Raw genomic sequence first — 16847 nt, forward strand, 5'->3', positions numbered from 1 at the left:
CTGCGCCCCGTCCTGCCGTGGGCGAACACGTTCCCTCCTGCGCGGACCTTCGGGGTAACGTCACACGATGATCGTTCGAGCAGGAGGGACCCGGCCCCAGCGCCGCCACCGATGAATGCCAAGAAGCTGTTGCGGGGCCCGCTGGTGTGGGTCGCACTCGTCCTCGTCCTCGTCTACCTGGGGGCGACCCTCCTCACCGGGCAGAACCCCGAGGAGATCGACACCTCCGACGGCCTGGCGCTGCTCGCAGGGGACACGGTCGAGCAGGTCGAGGTCAACGACACCACCCAGCGCGTCGAGCTCGCGCTGAGCGAGGAGTTCGAGGACAAGGGCGACCTCGTCGCCTTCTACTACGCCACCCCGCAGGGCACGACGGTCATGGACGCGATCGCGGCCGCCGACCCGCCGGAGGGCTACAACTCCGAGGTCCCGCAGCCCTCGGTCTGGGCCTCCCTGCTCGGCTTCCTCCTGCCGATGCTCATCATCCTCGGCGTCTTCTGGTTCCTGCTCTCCCGCATGCAGGGCGGCGGCGGGATGATGAAGTTCGGCAAGTCCAAGGCCAAGATGGTCAACAAGGAGAACCCCCAGGTCACCTTCGCCGACGTCGCCGGGGCGGACGAGGCCGTCGAGGAGCTCCAGGAGATCCGCGAGTTCCTCGCCGACCCCGCGAAGTTCCAGGCCGTCGGCGCCCGGATCCCCAAGGGCGTCCTGCTCTACGGCCCGCCCGGGACCGGCAAGACCCTCCTCGCCCGCGCCGTCGCCGGGGAGGCCGGGGTCCCCTTCTACTCGATCTCCGGCTCCGACTTCGTCGAGATGTTCGTCGGCGTCGGCGCCTCCCGCGTGCGCGACCTGTTCGAGCAGGCCAAGTCCAACTCCCCGGCGATCATCTTCGTCGACGAGATCGACGCCGTCGGTCGCCACCGCGGCGCCGGCATGGGCGGCGGGCACGACGAGCGCGAGCAGACGCTCAACCAGCTCCTCGTCGAGATGGACGGCTTCGACGTCAGCACCAACGTCATCCTCATCGCGGCCACCAACCGGCCCGACATCCTGGACCCCGCGCTGCTGCGCCCCGGCCGCTTCGACCGGCAGATCACCGTCGAGGCCCCCGACCTCGCCGGGCGCGCCGCGATCCTCAAGGTCCACGCCCGGGGCAAGCCCATGGTGCCCGAGATCGACCTCCAGACGGTCGCCAAGCGCACCCCCGGCTTCACCGGCGCCGACCTCGCCAACGTGCTCAACGAGGCCGCCCTCCTCACGGCCCGCTCCGGGGCCGACCTCATCGACGACCGCGCGCTCGACGAGGCCATCGACCGCGTCATCGCCGGCCCGCAGAAGCGGACCCGGGTGATGAACGAGAAGGAGAAGAAGATCACCGCCTACCACGAGGGCGGACACGCCCTGGCGGCGGCGGCGCTGCGGTACACCGACCCCGTGACCAAGGTGACGATCCTCCCGCGCGGCCGGGCGCTGGGCTACACGATGGTCATGCCGAGCGAGGACAGGTACTCCACCACCCGCAACGAGCTGCTCGACCAGCTCGCCTACGCGATGGGCGGGCGGGTCGCCGAGGAGATCGTCTTCCACGACCCGACCACCGGTGCCTCCAACGACATCGAGAAGGCCACCGCGCTGGCCCGGAAGATGGTCACCCAGTACGGCATGAGCGACCGGGTCGGTGCCGTCAAGCTCGGCACCGACACCGGCGAGCCGTTCCTCGGTCGCGACATGGGCCACCAGCGCGACTACTCCGAGGACATCGCCCGCATCGTCGACGAGGAGGTCCGCCGCCTCGTCGACGCCGCGCACGACGAGGCCTGGGAGATCCTCAACCAGTACCGCGACGTCCTCGACCGGCTCGTCCTGGAGCTGCTCGACCGCGAGACGCTCAACGAGCAGGAGCTGGCCGAGATCTTCGCCCCCGTCGTCAAGCGCGACCCGCGCCCGGTCTGGCTGTCCTCGGAGAACCGCGCGGTCTCGGACCGGCCCCCGGTGCGCACTCCCGCCGAGCGCGCCGCCGGCAGCAACGGGATGCTCCCGCAGGACGAGGCCGCCGCCGCCGGCGAGGGCCCGGGCATCGGGCAGGTCCCGCCGTCGGGCCAGGTCGGTGGTCCCGCCGAGGGACTGTGATGAGCACGCCCGAGGAGCGCGCCCCCGGGGACTCCCCGTCCCCGGCCGGCACCACCGCCCAGCGGCCCTACGACGCCGCCGGGGTGGAGCGCGCCGTGCGTGACCTCCTCGTCGCGGTCGGGGAGGACCCCGACCGCGAAGGGCTGCGCGACACCCCTGCCCGCGTCGCGCGTGCCTTCGAGGAGACCTTCGCCGGGATGCGGGTCGACCCTGCCGAGGTCCTCACGACGACCTTCGACCTCGGTCACGAGGAGATGGTCCTCGTGCGCGACATCGAGGTGTACTCCACCTGCGAGCACCACCTCGTGCCCTTCCACGGGGTTGCGCACGTCGGCTACATCCCCGGCAGCTCCGGGCGCGTCACCGGGCTGAGCAAGATCGCCCGGCTCGTCGACGCGTTCGCCCGCCGCCCGCAGGTCCAGGAGCGGCTCACCTCCCAGATCGCCGACGCGCTCGTCGCGAGTCTCGACCCGGGGGGCGTCATCGTCGTCATCGAGTGCGAGCACCTGTGCATGTCGATGCGGGGGGTGCGCAAGGCCGGGTCCCGGACGATCACCTCCGCCGTCCGCGGGCAGATGCGTGACGTCGCGACACGCGCGGAGGCGATGAGCCTCATCGCGCCGCGGAGGTAGCGGTGGGTACCCCGGAGGCGTCGCGCGCGGCGCGTGCGCGGCTCGACGAGCCCGCTGCGGCCGGCCGGACGCTCGTCATGGGCGTCCTCAACGTCACTCCCGACTCCTTCTCCGACGGCGGGCGCTGGCTCGACGCGGACCAGGCCCTCGCCCACGGCCGCCTCCTGCGGCGGCAGGGCGCCGACGTCCTCGACGTCGGCGGGGAGTCGACCCGGCCCGGCTCGGAGCGGGTGCCGGTCGACGTCGAGCTCGCGCGGGTGCTGCCGGTCGTGCGCGCCCTCGCCGCCGACGGCGCCGTCGTGAGCATCGACACCGTCCACGCGGAGACCGCCGACGCCTGCCTGCGCGCGGGCGCCGCCGTCGTCAACGACGTCTCCGGCGGCCTCGCCGACCCCGAGATCCTCGACGTCGCCGCCCGGCACGGGGCGCCCTACGTCCTGGGCCACTGGCGCGGTGACCCGGCGACGATGAACGAGCGAGCCGTCTACGCCGACGTCGTCGCCGAGGTCGTGACCGAGCTCGCCGCCCGGACCCGGGTCGCGCTCGCGGCCGGGGTCGACCCCGCGCTCCTCGTCCTGGACCCCGGGCTCGGCTTCGCCAAGGACGCGGAGCACAACTGGGAGCTGCTCGCCCGGCTCGAGGCCCTCGAGGCGCTCGGCCACCCCCTCCTCGTCGGCGCCTCCCGCAAGCGCTTCCTCGGTGCCCTGCTCGCCGGGCCGGACGGCGTCCCCGCGCCTCCGCTCGCCCGCGACGGGGCGACGGCCGCGCTCACCGCCATCCTCGCGGCGCGGGGCGTGTGGGGCGTGCGCGTCCACGAGGTCCGCCCGTCGGCCGACGCCGTGCGGGTGGCCGCGGCGCTGCGCGCAGCGGGGCGGGCACGATGAGCGACCGGATCACCCTCACCGGGCTGCGGGCGCGCGGGCACCACGGCGTGCTCGCGGGCGAGCGCGAGGTCGGCCAGGTCTTCACCGCCGACGTCGTCCTCCACCTCGACACCCGGGCCGCCGCGGCCGGCGACGACCTCACCGCGACCGTGAACTACGCGGAGGTCGCGCAGGACGTCGTCGCCGTCCTGTCCGGACCTCCCGCCGACCTCGTCGAGACGGTCGCCGCGCGGATCGCCGAGGTGGTGCTGCGCCGCCCGCGGGTCACCGCCGTCGACGTCACCGTCCACAAGCCGCAGGCCCCGGTCCCGGTGCCCTTCACCGACGTCACCGTCCACGTCCACCGTGACAGGGCCGGCGGCGTCCGCGACGTCGTCCTCGCCCTCGGGGCCAACCTCGGCGACGCCCGCGCGACCCTCGCCGCCGCCCTGCACGAGCTCGACCGCCACCCCCGGGTGGAGGTCCGCGCCGTCTCCCCGCTCCTGCGCAGCGCCGCCGTCGTCCTGCCCGGCGGGCAGCCGCAGCCGGACTACCTCAACGCCGTCGCCGTGCTGCGCACGAGCCTGCCCCCGCGCGAGCTCCTCGCGCTGTGCCAGGGCGTGGAGCTCGGGCACGGGCGGGTGCGCACCGAGCGGTGGGGCGCGCGCACCCTCGACCTCGACCTCGTCGCCGCCGGCGACCTCACCTGGCAGGACGCCGACCTCACCCTGCCCCACCCGCGCGCCCACGAGCGTGGCTTCGTCCTGGCGCCCTGGGCGCGCGTGGTGCCGGGCGCCGTCCTGCCCGGTCACGGGCCGGTCACCGAGCTCGCCGCCGCCTGCGGGGAGCCGGGGGAGTGGGTCGCCGAGGACTGGTGGGAGCGCGCGTGATGCAACGGACGAGCCGCCAGACCCTGCTCCTCACCGCCGTCGTCGCCGGGGCGGTGGCCTACGCCGCGCTGGCGGTGCTCGAGTCGCGCGGCGGGGCGCTCGTCCCGGTGCCCCCGGTGACCGGCATCGGCCTGCTCGTCCTCGCCGTCGTGCTCCTCGCGCTCGGCCGCTCCGTGCGCCGCCTCGTCGAGGGCAAGGACACGCGGATGACCCAGCTCGGCGCGGCCCGGGTGGCGATGCTCGCCAAGGCGAGCTCGCTGTCCGGCTCGGCGCTCGGCGGCTACTTCGCCGCCCAGGTCCTCCTCGCCTGGCGCAACATCACCGCGCCCGCGCTCCGGGAGCACGCGCTGTCCGCCGGCGGCGCGCTGCTCGCCTGCCTCGCGCTCGTCGCCGTCGCGCTCGTCGTCGAGCACTGGTGCCGCCTTCCTCCCGAGGAGGACGGCGAGCCCGCCTGAGACCGGTGCCGCGTGTGGGAGGCTGCTGGGTGCACACCGAGGATGGAGCCCCACGCATGAGCACTACGCAACCGGGGTGGCACGAGGCCGCCCCCAGCCCGTTCGACCCCGCCGGACTCACCTTCACCCCGGTCTCCCGGGGCCTGGTCAAGGTCCGGCTCATCACCGTTCTCGTGTGGCTGGGACTGCCGCTCGTCGCGGTCGTCGTGCTCGCGTTCGTGTTCCCGGGCTGGTGGTGGTGGATCCCGATCGGCGTCCTCGGCGGCCTCCTCGCGTGGCTGCTGTGGCTCGTCCCGCGGCAGGTCTCGGCGATCGGCTACGCCGAGCGCGACGAGGACCTCCTCATCCGCAAGGGCATCCTCTTCCGCCAGCTCACCCTCGTGCCCTACGGGCGCATGCAGTTCGTCGACGTCCAGGCGGGCCCGCTCGACCGGTGGGCCAAGGTCGCCAAGGTCCAGCTCCACACCGCCTCGGCCCAGACCGACGCGTCGATCCCCGGGCTGCCGCCCGCGGAGGCCGCGCGCCTGCGTGACCGGCTCACCGAGCGCGGCGAGGCGAGGCTGGCAGGCCTGTGAGCACCGAGCAGCCCGCTCCGGAGGAGCACGTCGAGTGGCGGCGGGTCCACAAGGTCACCCCGGTCCTCCAGGCCTGGAAGGTCATCGTCGCCGTCTTCGCCGTGCTCGTGTGGCAGAACGTCGAGACGATCACCGAGCTGTGGGACGACCGGGACACGGTGAACTGGACCCTCGTCCTGCTCATCGGTGGAGGCGCGATCCTCCTGCTCCTCCTCGTCCTCGCCGTCTACTCGGTGCTCTCCTGGCGGATGATGCGCTACGCCGTCGGGCGTGACGCCGTCTTCCTCCACAGCGGCATCCTCTTCCGCCAGCAGCGGCACGCGCGCCTCAACCGGATCCAGGCCGTCGACGTCGTCCAGCCGTTGCTCGCCCGTCTCTTCGGGCTCGCGCAGCTGAAGATCGAGACCGCGGGTGGGGGCGGCTCCTCCGTCGTCCTCGCCTTCCTCAAGGAGGAGGAGGCCCAGCGGCTGCGCCGCGAGGTCCTCGACCGCGCCGCCGGCAGGGCGCCCGCGGCCCCCACGGCGGACGGCGCGCCGGACGAGGCGCCCGGCGCCGCCCCGGCGCCGGCCGTCCACCCGGAGGCCGAGCGCGAGCTGCTCGAGGTGCCCACCGGGCGGCTCGTCGGCTCCCTCCTCCTCTCCGGCTCGATGATCGGGCTCGTCCTGCTCCTCGTCGGTCTCCTCGTCGCCGCCGTCGTCACCGGGTCGCCCGGCCCGCTCTTCGGCGCGCTGCCCGGCATCTTCGGCTGGGGCACCTACCTGTGGGGCCGCTTCACCGGCGGCTTCAACTTCCGCGCGGCCATCTCCCCGGACGGCATCCGCCTGCGCTACGGACTCCTCGAGCAGCGCACCCAGACGGTGCCGCCCGGCCGCATCCACGCCGTCGGCCTCAAGCAGCCGCTGCTGTGGCGGCGCCGCGGGTGGTGGCGCGTGGAGGTCAACGTCGCGGGCTACTCCGCGGTCGAGACCCAGACGGAGAGCACGACCGGCACCGTCCTGCTGCCCGTCGGCACGCGCGGGGAGGCACTGACCGCGCTGTGGCTCGTCCTGCCCGACCTCGGCGTCGCGGACCCGAAGGCGGTCATCGACGGCGCGCTCGAGGGTGAGGGGCAGGACGGCGGGTTCCTCACCAGCCCCCGCAGCGCACGCTGGCTCGACCCCGTCTCCTGGCGGCGCAACGGCGTCCAGCTCACCGATCGCGCGGTCCTCGTGCGCCGCGGACGGCTCAGCCGCTCCCTGGCCATCGTCCCGCACGAGCGGACGCAGTCCCTGGCACTGTCCCAGGGACCGCTCGAGCGGCGGGCCGGGCTGGCGAACATCGCCCCGGCGACGGTCGGCGGCCCGGTCTCCACGACCGCCCACCACCTGGGGGCGATGACGGCGCTCGCCGTCCTCGGCGAGGCCTCGCGGATGTCGCGCGAGGCGCGTCACCGGGAGTCGCCCGAGGAGTGGATGGAGCGCGTCGGTCTCGTGCCGCCGCGGGCCCCCGCCGCCCCGCCCGTGGACGTGCCGCCGGCTGGTCCGCCCGTCGCCGGGCCGCCGCCCGCCGTGGACGCGCCGCCTGCCGGTCCGCCCGTGGTGGGCCCGCCCGCCGGCCTGCCCCTCGACCCGCCGCCCGCGGGCCCCGCGGTGGACGGGCCGCTGCTCGGCGCCCCGGCCGACCTCCCACCGCCGGCCCCGCACGAGCGGCGCTGAGCGGGGTGGTGGCCGACGTCACCGCCGAGCGCCGGGGCGGCAGGCGATAATGAGCCGGTGAGCGTTCCCGGCGAGGTCCCCCCGTCCGCCCGACCAGGACGGCTCGGGGTGGGCGTCGTCGGCGCCGGCCGCGTCGGCGCGGTGCTCGGCAGCGCGCTGCGCGCCGCCGGCCACGCCGTCGTCGGGGCGAGCGCCGTCTCCGCCGGGAGCCGCGACCGGATCGACGCCCTCCTGCCCGGCGTGCCCGTCCTCGAGGTGCCCGACGTCGTCGAGCGGGCCGAGCTCGTCCTGCTCACCGTGCCGGACGACGCGCTCGCCGACCTCGTGCGCGGCATCGCCGGGACCGGCGGCTGGCAGCCCGGCCAGATCGTCGTCCACACCGCCGGGCGCTACGGCACCGCCGTGCTCGAGCCGGCGCAGCGGGCCGGGGCCATCCCCGTCGCCCTCCACCCGGCGATGACGTTCACCGGTACGAGCATCGACCTCTCCCGGCTCGTCGGCTGCCCGTTCGCCGTCACCGCCCCCGGGCCCGTGCTGCCCATCGGCCAGGCGCTCGTCGTCGAGATCGGCGGGGAGCCGTTCGCGCTGCCCGAGGAGGCCCGCCCGCTCTACCACGCGGCCCTCGCGCACGGCGCCAACCACCTCGTCACCCTCGTCGCCCAGGCGATGCGCGTGCTGGGCCGCGCCGGGGTCGAGGAGCCGGGCCGCTACCTCACCCCGCTCCTCGGGGCGGCCCTCGACGGCACGCTGCGCGACGGCGAGCTCGCCCTCACCGGCCCCGTCCTGCGCGGGGACGCCGGGACGGTTGCCGAGCACGTCGCGAGCCTCGTCGCCCTCGCCGCGGCCGACGACGCCTTCGCCGACCTCCCGCCCGCCTACCGCGCGATGTCCCGCGCCACCATCCAGCGCACCTGGGCCGCGGGCCGGCTCACCGACTCCACCGCCCAGCTCCTCCTCGACGCCGTCGCCGAGCCGGGCGCGCAGCCCGCCGAGCCACAGCCCGCCGACTCGCCGGACTCCGAGCCCGTCCTTGCCCGCACCCGCGAGGAGCTGCGCGCGGCGCTGGAGCGCCAGAGCGGCACGCGCGCCGTCGTCATGACGATGGGCGCGCTCCACGAGGGGCACCTCGACCTCGTCCGCGAGGCCCGCCGCCGGGCCGACCACGTCGTCGTGACGATCTTCGTCAACCCGCTCCAGTTCGCCGCCGGGGAGGACCTCGACGCCTACCCGCGCGACCTGGAGGCCGACCTCGCGAAGCTCGCCTCCGTCGGCGCCGACGTCGTCTTCGCGCCCGACCCGCAGGTGATGTACCCCCAGGGTGAGCCGGCCGTGCGCGTCGACCCCGGCCCGGTGGCCACGCGGCTCGAGGGCCTCGCCCGGCCCACCCACTTCGGCGGGGTGCTCACCGTCGTGCTCAAGCTCCTCCACCTCACCCGGCCCGACGTCGCGCTGTTCGGGCAGAAGGACGCCCAGCAGCTCGCGCTCGTCCGGGCGATGGTCCGCGACCTCGACCTCGACGTCGAGATCGTCGGCGTGCCGATCCGGCGCGAGCCCGACGGGCTGGCGATGAGCAGCCGCAACGCCTACCTCTCGCCCGACGAGCGGCAGGCGGCGCTGGCCCTCTCGGCCGCGCTGCGGGCCGCCGGCGCCGTCGCCTCCTCCGGACCCGGTGCCGTGCTCGCCGCCGCCCGCGGCGTGCTCGCCGCCCAGCCCGGCGTCGAGGTCGATTACGCCGAGCTCGTCGACCCTGAGACCATGGAACCCGTGCCTCCCGGCCACGGCGGGCGCGCGCTCCTCGCGGTCGCCGCCCGGGTGGGGAGCACGCGGCTCATCGACAACGCGATCCTCGACCTGCAGGAGTGATGATGCCAGCGCCCAGCTCGCTGCAGCGGCCGATGCTCATCGGCAAGATCCACCGCGCCACCGTGACGGCGGCCGACCTCCACTACGTCGGCTCCATCACCGTCGACGCCGACCTCCTCGACGCCGCCGACCTCCTGCCCGGGCAGCAGGTCGACGTCGTCGACATCACCAACGGCGCACGGCTCACCACCTACGTCATCCCCGGCGAGCGCGGGAAGGGCGACGTCCAGATCAACGGCGCCGCCGCCCACCTCGTCCACCCCGGCGACCTCGTCATCCTCATCGCCTACGGCATGCTCAGCGACGCGGACGCCCGCACCTACACCCCCTCCGTCGTCTTCGTCGACGAGCACAACCGGGTCCTCGACATCGGCGACGAGCCCGGCCAGGTGCCCGACTGCGCCGAGGAGACCTCCTACCCCGTCGAGCCGTCCGGCGTCCCCTTCGCCGACTACCGCGCCGAGGCTGCCCCCGGGCCGCGCTGACGTGCTGGGGGTGCTCGAGGGCTTCACCGCCCTCGCCGTCCTCATCGCCCTCGGCGCGCTCCTCGCGCACGTCGGCTTCCTCACCTACGCCAGCCAGACGATGCTCGTCCGGCTGGCGTTCTGGGTCGCCAGCCCCGCGCTCCTCCTCACCGTCGTCGCGGACGCCGACGTGCGCGTCGTCCTCTCCGCCAGCCTCGTCGCCTCCGCCGGGGCCGTCGCCGGGGCGCTCGCGCTCTACCTGCTCCTGTCGCGGCTCCTCGCGCGCCGCCCGGCCCCCGAGACCGTCGTCGGGGCGCTGTGCTCGATGTACGTCAACGCCGGCAACCTCGGCCTGCCCATCGCGGCCTACGTGCTCGACGACGCCGCGCTCGTCGCCCCGATCCTCCTGCTCCAGCTGCTCGTCCTGCAGCCGCTCGCCCTGGCCGTCCTCGACCGCACGACCTCCGGGCGCGCCGCGGGGGCCGGCCGCATCCTCCTGCGGACGGTGCGCAACCCGCTCATGATCGGCGCGCTCCTCGGGCTGGTGCTCGCGCTCACCGGCGTCACGCTGCCCACGCTCGTGCGCGCACCGGTCGACCTCCTCGGCGCCATGGCCGTGCCGGCGATGCTCCTCGCCTACGGCGTCTCGCTGCGCCTGGGACCGCGGCCCGGTGCCGGCGCGCCCGTCGCGGAGCTCGCGCTCGTCGTCGGGCTCAAGATCGTCGTCCAGCCGCTGCTCGCCCACCTCGTCGGGCTCGCGGTGGGGCTCGAGGACGCCGCTCTGTACGCCGTCACCGTGCTCGCGGCGCTGCCCACCGCGCAGAACGTCTTCGTCCTCGCGAGCAGGTACGACCGCGGCGTCGTCCTCGCCCGCGACGCGATCTTCCTCTCGACGATCGGGGCGGTGCCCGCGATCGTCGTCATCACCGCGCTGGCCGCCTGAGGGCCCGCGCGGCGTCAGGCGACGGGCGGGCGGGCGGCGAGCTCGCGGATGTAGCTCTCGGCGTCGCTCACCCGCATCTTGCGGGCCCCGCGCGCGACGAGCTCGGTGATCATGGCCGGCTCGATGCGCGCGAGGTTGAGGCCGCGGCGCAGCAGCGTGAGCGGCGGCTTGCGGGCCTCGCCGAGGTCACGGGTGAGACGGAACCAGAACGTCTGGGCCCGCGGGCGCCACAGGCACAGCGCGTCGGCGAGGATGTCCTCCTCGCGGCAGTCGGCGATGAGCTCGGCCGCGAAGATCCCCTCGGCGAGGACGATCGGGCTGCCCCCGGCGTCGAAGACGCGGGTGGCCGTGCGGCGGTTGGTCGGGATGTCGTAGAGCGGCAGCTCCGCGCGGCCCGTCCGGGCGATCTCGAGCAGCGCGGCGAGCGCGCCCTCGTGGTCCCAGCTGCGCGGGTCGTCCCAGTCGACGATGCCGTAGCGGCGGGGGAGGTCGGGGTGGTCACCGTCCCGGTAGAAGTCGTCGAGGGAGACGACCGGCACACCGAGGCGGCCGGTGAGGGACGTCTTGCCGGAGCCGGAGGGGCCGGTGAGCAGCACGATCCGCACCGGTGCGCGTCGTGCGCCCGGCGGGATGTCGAAGAGGCCCGGCTGGTGGACGTCCTCCTCCTCGTGCCCGGCAGGTGCGTCGCCCGGTTCCGCTCCGCTCATTCCCATCCCCTCGCGCGCGTCGCGCTCGCCCGCGACGTCACCTTCGAGGATATCGGCCCGTCCGGCCACCGCTGCGTCGCTGGGTACGATCTGGGTGTGAGTGAGACGACCCCGCACAGCATCGAGGACCTCGACCAGGACGTGCCCGAGCAGGTGCGTGTCCGCGCCGAGAAGCGGGCCCGGATGCTGGCCGCCGGCACCGACCCCTACCCGGTCACCCTGCCCGTGACGACGACCATCGCCGCCGTCCGGGAGAAGCACGCGGACCTGCAGCCGGGGGAGGAGACCGACGACGTCGTCGGCGTCGCCGGCCGGGTCATGTACCTGCGCAACACCGGCAAGCTGTGCTTCGTCACGCTCCAGGACGGCGAGGGGCTCCGGCTGCAGGCCATGCTCTCGCGCGCGGAGGTCGGCGAGGAGGCCCTCGCCTCCTTCAAGGCCGACGTCGACCTCGGGGACCACCTGTTCGTCCACGGGCGCGTCATCGCCTCGCGTCGCGGGGAGCTCAGCGTCTTCGCCGACTCCTACCGGCTCGCCGCCAAGTCGCTGCGCCCGCTGCCCAAGACGTACGAGACCGAGTCCGGGGAGCAGGTCGCGCTCTCGGAGGAGGGGCGGGTGCGCCGTCGCCACCTCGACCTCATCATGCGGCCCGCCGCGCGCGACATGGTGCGCACCCGCGCCGCCGTCGTGAAGTCGCTGCGCCGCACCCTCGACGAGCGTGCGTTCGTCGAGATCGAGACCCCGATGCTCCAGGTGCAGCCGGGCGGGGCCGCGGCCCGCCCGTTCGTCACGCACATGAACGCCTACGACATCGACCTCTACCTGCGCATCGCCCCCGAGCTCTTCCTCAAGCGCGCCGTCGTCGGTGGGATCGAGAAGGTCTTCGAGATCAACCGCAACTTCCGCAACGAGGGCGCCGACTCGAGCCACTCCCCGGAGTTCTCGATGCTCGAGGCCTACGAGGCGTACGGCTCCTACGACACGATGGCCGACCTCACCCGTCGTCTCGTCCAGCAGGCCGCGACGGACGCGTTCGGCTCGACGACCGTGCAGCTCGCCGACGGCAGCGACTACGACCTCGGCGGGGAGTGGGCAGAGCTGTCCCTCTACCCCTCGCTGAGCGAGGCGCTGGGCGAGGAGGTCACCCCGCAGACCCCGATGGCCGAGCTCGAGCGGCACGCCGAGCGCCTCGGGCTGGCCGTCGCCCCGCACCACACGCCGGGCAAGGTCGTCGAGGAGCTGTGGGAGCACCTCGTGGGCGACCACCTCCACGCCCCGACCTTCGTGCGGGACTACCCGGTGGACACCTCCCCCCTCACCCGGGCGCACCGGTCGGTGCCGGGCGTCGTGGAGAAGTGGGACCTGTACGTGCGCGGGTTCGAGCTCGCGACCGCCTACTCCGAGCTCGTCGACCCCGTCGTCCAGCGGGAGCGCTTCGCCGCGCAGGCACTGGCCGCCGCGGCGGGGGACCCGGAGGCGATGGTCCTGGACGAGGACTTCCTCGAGGCGATGGAGCAGGGCATGCCGCCGGCCGGTGGCATGGGGATGGGCATCGACCGTCTCCTCATGGCCCTCACCGGCCAGGGGATCCGGGAGACGATCACCTTCCCCCTCGTCAAGCGGCTCTAGCGGCCCTACGCCGTGGCGGCGGGCTCGGCCGGGGGGACGGCCGGGCGCCGCCGGCGGCGGCGCGCGAGCACGACGGCGGTGACCGGGAGGCCGAGGACGAGCAGCCACGGCAGCGCCGCGCCGAGCGCGACGAGCAGGCCGTCGGCGACGGTCACGAGCGCGTCCCAGCCGCCGCGCAGGCCACCGGCGAACCCGCCGGCCTCGAGCCGGACGGGGTGGTCGGTGGTCACCGAGATGTGCAGCGTCGACATCGTGACCTGCTCGCTGAGGTAGGCGCGCTCGGCCTGGAGGGCCTCGAGCTCGGCCTGCCGCTCGCTGAGCGCGGCCTCCGCGGCGAGCAGCTGGTCGCTGGAGTCGGCGTCCTCCATGAGCTCGAGGAGTCGCTCGGTCGAGGTCTCCAGGGCGGTGATGCGCGCGTCGAGGTTGCGGCCCTGGCGGGTGACGTCCTCGGAGCCGATCGCCACGTCGGTCACCTCCCCGAGCCGCTCGACGGCGTCGAGCGTGCCGGTGACCTCGGCGGCGGGCACCCGGACGGTGAGGGCGCCCGAGACGTCCTCCCCGTCCTGCGCGGTGTGCTCCGAGCGCTCCTGGATCCTGCCGCCGACCTGTCCGACGATGCGCACGATCTCGTCCATCGCCCGCTGGGCGTCGTCGGCGACGAGGGTGAGCGAGCCGGTGACGACGACCTCGCGCGCCTCGTCAGCCTCCTCCGCGTCCTCGGCGGAGGCCATGCCCGCGCGGGCGGCGTCGCCGCTGGAGTCCGTGCCCGTCGTGGAGTCGTCGGCGCCGCTGCAGGCGACCGCCCCGAGGAGCAGCACGAGGAGCAGGGCCACCGTCCGCAGGAGTCTCATCCTTCGACGCTAGCCAGCCCGGCCCCCCGGACCGGCCGGTGTGGCCGAACCGTGACCGTACCGGGACCGGGACGTGACCCTCCGGGAGGGCTACTCCGCGCTGTCGTTCCACGACCGGCGCAGGCTCCGCGCCCGCGCCTCGTCGGAGTCGCGGCGCGCTTCGGCGCGGGTGGAGGCCCGCTCGTCACGCACGTCCACCTGGATCTTCCGGTCGGCCGGGATGCCGCGGACGAGCTGGCGGGCCCGGGCCAGCTCCCGGTCGAGCTCGGCGCCCAGGAGCAGGGCGGCGTTGACGAGCCACAGCCACAGGACGAAGACGACGATGCCGGCCAGTGCGGCGCCGTACGTCGACTCGACGCGTCCCGCCAGACGCAGGTAGAGCTGGAAGGCCAGGGAGGCGAGGACGGCGCCGCCCACCGCGACGAGCGTGCCGGCGGACAGCAGCCGCGGGCGCAGGGAGCGCACGTTCGGGGTCGCGTAGTAGAGCAGGGAGACGACGGCGAGGAACGCCGCGAGGGAGATCGGCCAGCGGGCCAGCTCCCACACGGTGAGCGCACCGCGCAGGTCCAGGGTCTCGCCGACCGCGTCGGCGACCGGCCCCGAGACCACCGACAGGAGCGTGACCAGCGCGGCGAACAGGACGAGGACGAGCGTGGTGAGCAGGTGGCGGCCGATGAGCTGGAGGCCCGGGCGGCCCTCGGCCACCCCGTAGACCCGGTTCATCGCCCGCCCGAAGGAGGCGACGTACCCGGCGGCGATCCACAGCGACGTCACGACGCCCAGGACGAGGGACCACCCGGCGGCCGGCTGCTCGAGGACGTCGCGGACCGGCTGGCTGATGACGGCGAGCGCGTCCTCGTCCGGCGCGACGAGACCGAGGATCTCGAGCATGGTGTCGGTGCTCTGCGGCCCCTCACCGATGAGGGCGAGCACCGAGGTGAGCATGATCGCGACCGCGGGCAGGGCGAGGACGGCGTAGAGCGTGAGGGCAGCCGAGCGGTCGAGGCACTCGTCGGCGAAGAAGTCGCGCACGGCCTTGCCGAACATGAAACGGCGCGACGGCCGTCTGCCCTGCGTGGCCGGTTTCTCCTGGGTCCCCGTCATCCTCACCCTCCCGGGGACAACGGAAGCACGGCACGGGTCCGGGCGCGCGCTCAGCCGCCCGGACAGTGGGCCGACAGCCGGGCCGACAGCCGGGCGGAGGCGGGCCTAGGCTCGGGTGATGACCAGCGAGCTGCTGCCCGACGACCTCCTCGAGCGGATCCGCGGCCGCGCCGCGGGGTATGACCGAGAGAACGCCTTCTTCACCGAGGACCTCGCCGAGCTCGCCGCGGCCGGCTACCTCACGGCGATGGTGCCCACCGAGCTCGGCGGCGCCGGCCTGTCCCTCGAGCAGATGACCCGCGAGCAGATGCGGCTCGCCGGTGCGGCGCCCGCGACGGCGCTCGCGGTCAACATGCACCACGTGTGGGTCTCGGTCGCACGCTCCGTCCGGGCGCGCGGGGACCACTCGTGCGACGTCGTCCTGGAGGAGGCCGCCGCGGGGGAGGTCTTCGCCTTCGGGGTGTCCGAGCCGGGCAACGACCTCGTCCTGTTCGGCTCGCAGAGCCTCGCCGAGCCCGACGGCGCGGGCGGCTACTCCTTCACCGGGACGAAGATCTTCACCTCGCTGTCACCGGCCTGGACCCGGCTGGGGACCTTCGGCGCCGACACCTCCGGGTCCGACGGCACCCACAACGTCTGGGGCTTCCTCACCCGCGACGCCGGGGGAGTGGAGGTCCGTGAGGACTGGGACGCCCTCGGCATGCGCGCCTCCCAGTCCTGCACCACGGTGCTCACCGGCGCCCACGCGCCCGCCGAGCGCATCGTGCGGCGCGTCCCGCCGGGCCCCACGACGGACCCGTTCGTCCTCGGCATCTTCGCGAGCTTCGAGATCCTCCTGTCGAGCGTCTACACCGGCATCGCCCGGCGCGCGCTCGACGTCGCGGTCGAGCGGGTCCACGGGCGCCGCACCCACGACGGCACGCCCTACGCCCACGACCCCGACATCCGCCGCCGCCTGGCGCGAGCGGCGATCGCGCTCGACGGCATCCACCCGCAGATCGCCGCGCTCGCCCGCGACGTCGACGAGCAGACGGGCGGCGGCGCGCTGTGGCTGCCCCGGCTCTCGGCGCTCAAGGCGCGGGCCACCGAGACCGCCAAGGACGTCGTCGAGGACGCCGTGCGCGTCTCGGGCGGCGCGTCGTACTTCAACCGCAGCGAGCTCTCCCGTCTCTACCGCGACGTCCTCGCCGGGATCTTCCACCCGAGCGACGACGAGTCGGTCCACCGCGCCTGGGCCACCGCCCTCCTCGGCCCCCTCCCCTGACGGTCGTCGCCTGCGGGGGGTTCCGGCACGGCACGGGCAGGACTACAGTCCGGCTCGGGCGGACCCGTGACAGTGCGAGCGAGGGGGACGACCATGGCCACGACGTGCGACGCGAGCGGCATGGCGGAGATCCACCGGATGTTCCGTGCCGGCTTCCGGGAGGGGCCCGCGCTCGTCGCGGGAGTGGCGGAGGGCGACGCCGCCCACGCCGACGCCGTCGGGGACCACCTGTCCCTGCTGTCCGGCGCCCTGCACTCCCACCACGAGTTCGAGGACGAGAACCTGTGGGACACGCTGAGCAGCCGGGCGCCAGCCTGCGCGCTCCACGTCGGGCGGATGAGGGGCCAGCACGCCCAGATGCTCGTCCACCTCACCGCGCTGGACGAGGCCCTGCCCGCCTGGCGGGCGAGCGGCCGCGGCGCCGACGCCGAACCGGTGCTGGCGGCCCTCGGGCGGATCGACGCGGGACTCGCGGAGCACCTGCCGGACGAGGAGGAGCACATCGTCCCGGTGATGGAGCAGGTGCTCACCCAGCCGGAGGTCGACGCCGGGTCCGCCCACGGGCGGCGCTCGACGCCGCGCGGCAAGGCCTTCGAGATGATCGGCGCCATCATGGCCGCCCAGCCTGACGGCGGCGTGGAGTGGCAGCGCAAGCACATGCCCGCGCCGCTGCGCCTGGTGTGGCGCACGGTGGGGCGCTCCCGCTACGCGGCCGCGCGCTCCCGCCTGGCGCCGCGGTAGGGAACGGCACAGGGGCCCGGTGACCGCGTCGCGGTCACCGGG

General features: G+C 74.7%; 15 protein-coding genes and 2 pseudogenes. 14 read left to right on the top strand and 3 right to left on the bottom strand.

The genetic code is table 11. From position 1 onward, the window contains the following. Positions 1 to 111: 111 nt before the first annotated feature. The 11 genes and pseudogenes from ftsH (at position 112) to FHE66_RS12960 (ending at position 10509) form a co-directional block, all read left to right on the top strand. Positions 112 to 2130, top strand: a complete 2019-nt coding sequence (gene ftsH, locus FHE66_RS12915; protein ID WP_139073381.1) for an ATP-dependent zinc metalloprotease FtsH — start codon at positions 112 to 114, stop codon at positions 2128 to 2130. Further along, complete coding sequence (gene folE, locus FHE66_RS12920) at positions 2130 to 2762, top strand: GTP cyclohydrolase I FolE (protein ID WP_139073382.1); 633 nt, start codon at positions 2130 to 2132, stop codon at positions 2760 to 2762. The genes ftsH and folE overlap by 1 nt, the downstream gene beginning before the upstream one ends. 77 nt (positions 2763 to 2839) lie before the next feature. Next, positions 2840 to 3646, top strand: a complete 807-nt coding sequence (gene folP / locus FHE66_RS12925) for a dihydropteroate synthase (protein WP_139073425.1) — start codon at positions 2840 to 2842, stop codon at positions 3644 to 3646. After that, positions 3643 to 4515 carry a 2-amino-4-hydroxy-6-hydroxymethyldihydropteridine diphosphokinase gene (gene folK, locus FHE66_RS12930; RefSeq protein ID WP_139073383.1) on the top strand — a complete coding sequence of 291 codons (873 nt, stop codon included), beginning with the start codon at positions 3643 to 3645 and terminating at the stop codon, positions 4513 to 4515. Before folP ends, folK begins: the two co-directional genes overlap by 4 nt. Further along, positions 4515 to 4970, top strand: coding sequence for a DUF3180 domain-containing protein (locus tag FHE66_RS12935; RefSeq protein WP_255303747.1), 456 nt, complete (start codon positions 4515 to 4517; stop codon positions 4968 to 4970). Before folK ends, FHE66_RS12935 begins: the two co-directional genes overlap by 1 nt. A gap of 56 nt (positions 4971 to 5026) precedes the next feature. Further along, positions 5027 to 5545: a PH domain-containing protein gene (locus FHE66_RS12940; RefSeq protein WP_139073385.1), complete on the top strand. Its 519-nt coding sequence runs from the start codon at positions 5027 to 5029 to the stop codon at positions 5543 to 5545. Continuing rightward, positions 5542 to 7239 (top strand): PH domain-containing protein, encoded by a 1698-nt coding sequence (locus tag FHE66_RS12945; RefSeq protein WP_139073386.1) that lies wholly within the window; start codon positions 5542 to 5544, stop codon positions 7237 to 7239. The genes FHE66_RS12940 and FHE66_RS12945 overlap by 4 nt, the downstream gene beginning before the upstream one ends. A gap of 57 nt (positions 7240 to 7296) precedes the next feature. After that, a pseudogene (locus FHE66_RS15910) lies at positions 7297 to 8208 on the top strand (Rossmann-like and DUF2520 domain-containing protein); the annotation flags it as partial. A gap of 78 nt (positions 8209 to 8286) precedes the next feature. Beyond that, positions 8287 to 9102 (top strand): annotated as a pseudogene (panC, locus tag FHE66_RS15770) (pantoate--beta-alanine ligase); the annotation flags it as partial. 2 nt (positions 9103 to 9104) lie between these two features. After that, positions 9105 to 9587 (top strand): aspartate 1-decarboxylase, encoded by a 483-nt coding sequence (gene panD / locus FHE66_RS12955; RefSeq protein ID WP_139073387.1) that lies wholly within the window; start codon positions 9105 to 9107, stop codon positions 9585 to 9587. A gap of 10 nt (positions 9588 to 9597) precedes the next feature. Continuing rightward, on the top strand, positions 9598 to 10509 hold the full coding sequence (locus FHE66_RS12960; protein WP_369692766.1) for an AEC family transporter: 912 nt from the start codon (positions 9598 to 9600) through the stop codon (positions 10507 to 10509). 14 nt (positions 10510 to 10523) lie between these two features. Here the strand turns inward: FHE66_RS12960 and FHE66_RS12965 are convergent, their stop codons facing one another. Next, entirely contained in the window at positions 10524 to 11216 is a 693-nt protein-coding gene (locus FHE66_RS12965; RefSeq protein WP_255303738.1) for a uridine kinase, read from the bottom strand. A gap of 96 nt (positions 11217 to 11312) precedes the next feature. Between FHE66_RS12965 and lysS the strand changes: the two genes are divergently transcribed. Further along, complete coding sequence (lysS, locus tag FHE66_RS12970) at positions 11313 to 12845, top strand: lysine--tRNA ligase (RefSeq protein ID WP_255303739.1); 1533 nt, start codon at positions 11313 to 11315, stop codon at positions 12843 to 12845. Between the two features lie 5 nt (positions 12846 to 12850). On the opposite strand, the gene FHE66_RS12975 is transcribed toward lysS, so the two are convergent. Together FHE66_RS12975 and FHE66_RS12980 are read right to left on the bottom strand one after the other, a co-directional pair. Beyond that, a complete protein-coding gene (locus FHE66_RS12975; RefSeq protein ID WP_139073389.1) occupies positions 12851 to 13696 on the bottom strand; it encodes a DUF4349 domain-containing protein in 846 nt (281 codons plus the stop codon). Between the two features lie 90 nt (positions 13697 to 13786). Then, positions 13787 to 14743, bottom strand: a complete 957-nt coding sequence (locus FHE66_RS12980) for a YihY/virulence factor BrkB family protein (RefSeq protein WP_168202747.1) — start codon at positions 14741 to 14743, stop codon at positions 13787 to 13789. A 175-nt stretch (positions 14744 to 14918) separates the two neighbouring features. Between FHE66_RS12980 and FHE66_RS12985 the strand changes: the two genes are divergently transcribed. Continuing rightward, positions 14919 to 16064, top strand: coding sequence for an acyl-CoA dehydrogenase family protein (locus tag FHE66_RS12985; RefSeq protein WP_139073391.1), 1146 nt, complete (start codon positions 14919 to 14921; stop codon positions 16062 to 16064). Between the two features lie 93 nt (positions 16065 to 16157). Then, a complete protein-coding gene (locus tag FHE66_RS12990) occupies positions 16158 to 16805 on the top strand; it encodes a hemerythrin domain-containing protein (protein ID WP_139073392.1) in 648 nt (215 codons plus the stop codon). Positions 16806 to 16847: the final 42 nt, after the last annotated feature.

Origin of the sequence: Georgenia sp. 311, assembly GCF_006151955.1 — a bacterium.
Taxonomy (GTDB): domain Bacteria; phylum Actinomycetota; class Actinomycetes; order Actinomycetales; family Actinomycetaceae; genus Oceanitalea; species Oceanitalea wutianyii.